This window comes from Hydrogenophaga sp. (assembly GCF_051007235.1).
In the GTDB taxonomy this organism is placed as follows: domain Bacteria; phylum Pseudomonadota; class Gammaproteobacteria; order Burkholderiales; family Burkholderiaceae_C; genus Hydrogenophaga.
Map to the genome: position 1 here is coordinate 1 of NZ_JBPCSJ010000235.1, position 2,699 is coordinate 2,699.

Consider the following 2,699-nt stretch of genomic DNA (forward strand, 5'->3'; position numbering starts at 1 on the left):
GCGCAGGCTTCATCCACACCACGGGGCCTGGGTGCTGGCACGGGCGCCGGGGCTGCCTCGGCCACGGTGGCGGGTGCAACGGGTTCGCTGCGGGCAGACGCAGGCGCGGGTGCAGCAGCCACAGCCGCTTCTTTGGGCCTTGCCGGCGCCGGCCTGACGCGCGTCGGCGCCGCGACAGGCTTGGCAGGTGCTGCTGGCTGCGGAGTCATCGCGTCCACCGGCGCGGTGGTGGGCGTCGGGGGGGTGCGGGCCGCCGTGAGCGCCACCGGTGGCACCGTGGCTGCCACCATCACCGGCGCCACAGGATCGGCAGGCGCTACGGTGATCGAAACCGGCTCGACCGCCGCCTCGCGCGGCCACAGCTGCCAGCCGACCAACACGGCCACCAGAACGGCAGCGCCCAACCCCCAGCGGATGGCGGTGCGCCGCTGGCGCGCGGCACGGCGGGCACCACCAGACGAGCGACTGGCGTGGTGGTGTGGTCTGGCGGCGTCGGCTGCCAGCTCAGCAGAAGCTTCGGGCGTGCCCAGCGGCACCAGTGGCCGCGCGCAGCCGCGGCAGAACCGTGCCTTCTCGCGGTTTTCCGTCCCACACGCTGTACAGACTGACGCCATGCCCCATCGCTTGCTGAATGAATCGCACGGGTTCTAGCACGCGCTGCGGGCCAGGCGTGGCCGAGCCGCTTCAGCGGGCGTGAGACCGGGACGGGCGGGCGCCCCGCCGCCACGCCATCAGAGGTTGGGGCCCAGCCAGCGCTTGAGTTCGCTGGCGTCGACGCCGCTGCGCGCGGCCAGGTCGGCCACCTGGTCTTCGCCGATCTTGCCGACGTTGAAGTACTGGCTGTCCGGGTGCGCGAGGTAGAAACCGCTGACGCTGGCGGCCGGCGTCATGGCCAGGCTCTCGGTGAGCGCCATGCCGATCTCGCCGGCCTGCAGCAGCTCGAACATCTGCCGCTTGACCGAGTGGTCCGGGCAGGCCGGGTAGCCCGGCGCCGGGCGGATGCCCTGGTACTTTTCCTTGATCAGGTCTTCGTTGCTGAGCTGCTCGCCCGCCGCATAGCCCCACAGGTCGGTGCGCACGCGGGCGTGCATGCACTCGGCCAGCGCCTCGGCCAGGCGGTCGGCCAGGGCCTTGAACAGGATGGCGTTGTAGTCGTCGTGCGCGGCCAGGAACTGCTGTTCCTTCTTCTCCACGCCCACGCCGGCCGTCACGGCGAACAGGCCCACGTAGTCGGCCGTGCCGGCCGGCGCCACGAAGTCGGCGAGACACCGGCTCGGGCGGGTCACGCCATCGATCGTTTCCTTCTCGGTCTGCTGGCGCAGGCCGTGCCAGGTCAGCACCGGCTGCTGGCGGGTTTCATCGGCATACAGCGCGATGTCGTCCGCGCCCACCCGGTTGGCCGGGTACAGGCCGATCACCGCGTTGGCCGTCAGCCAGCGGCCTTCGACCATCTTTTTCAGCATGGCCTGCGCGTCGGCGAACACCTTGCGCGCCTGCTCGCCCACCACCTCGTCCTGCAGGATGGCGGGGTACGGCCCGGCCAGGTCCCAGGTCTGGAAGAACGGGCCCCAGTCGATGTACTTCTCCAGCTCGGCCAGGTCGAAGTTCTTGAACACGCGGCGGCCGATGAACTTGGGCGCCACCGGCGCGTGCGCAGCAAAGTCCACCGGCGTGGCGTTGGCGCGCGCCTGGGCCAGCGGCCACAGCGGCACCTGCTTCTTGTTGGCGTGCTGCTGGCGCACGCGTTCGTAGTCGGCGTTGAGTTCGGCCAGGTACTGCACGCGGCCGTCGCCGATCAGGCCCTGCGCCACGCTCACGCTGCGCGAGGCGTCGGGCACGTAGACCACCGGGCCGGCGTAGTGCGGCGAAATCTTCACCGCCGTGTGCACGCGGCTGGTGGTCGCCCCGCCGATCAGCAGCGGCGTGGCGCGCTCGCGGAAGTACGGGTCTTTCTGCATCTCGGCCGCCACCACCTGCATCTCTTCCAGGCTGGGCGTGATCAGTCCCGAGAGGCCGATGATGTCGGCGCCCTCTTCCTTGGCTTTCTTCAGGATGTCCTGCCAGGGCACCATCACGCCCATGTTCACGACCTCGAAGTTGTTGCACTGCAGGACCACCGTGACGATGTTCTTGCCGATGTCGTGCACGTCGCCCTTGACGGTGGCGATCACGATCTTGCCCTTGGACTTCACGTCGCCACCGGCCGCTTCGAGCTGGCGCTTTTCTTCTTCGATGTAGGGCAGCAGGTGGGCCACGGCCTGCTTCATCACGCGGGCACTTTTCACCACCTGGGGCAGGAACATCTTGCCCGCGCCGAACAGGTCGCCGACCACGTTCATGCCGTCCATCAGCGGGCCTTCGATCACGTGCAGCGGGCGGCCGCCAGTGGCCTTGATCTCCTGCCACATCTCTTCGGTGTCTTCGCTGATGAACTCGTTCATGCCGCGCACCAGCGCGTGCGACAGGCGCTCGCGGATCGGCAGCGCGCGCCACTCGTTCTTCTTGGTGTCGTCCTTGGCCGCGCCCTTGGCAGATTCGGCGATCTCCACCAGCCGCTCGCCGGCGTCGGGCCGGCGGTTGAGCACCACGTCTTCCACGCGCTCGCGCAGTTCGGGGTCCAGCTCGTCGTACACACCCACCATGCCGGCGTTGACGATGCCCATGTCCATGCCCGCCTGGATGGCGTGGTACAGGAACAC

At 69.4% G+C, this 2,699-nt stretch carries 1 protein-coding gene; it reads right to left on the reverse strand.

From position 1 onward, the window contains the following. Nucleotides 1-731: 731 nt before the first annotated feature. Nucleotides 732-2,699 (reverse strand): vitamin B12 dependent-methionine synthase activation domain-containing protein (locus ACR2JA_RS08545; protein WP_434008668.1); only part of this gene is annotated, 1,968 nt, incomplete at its 5' end.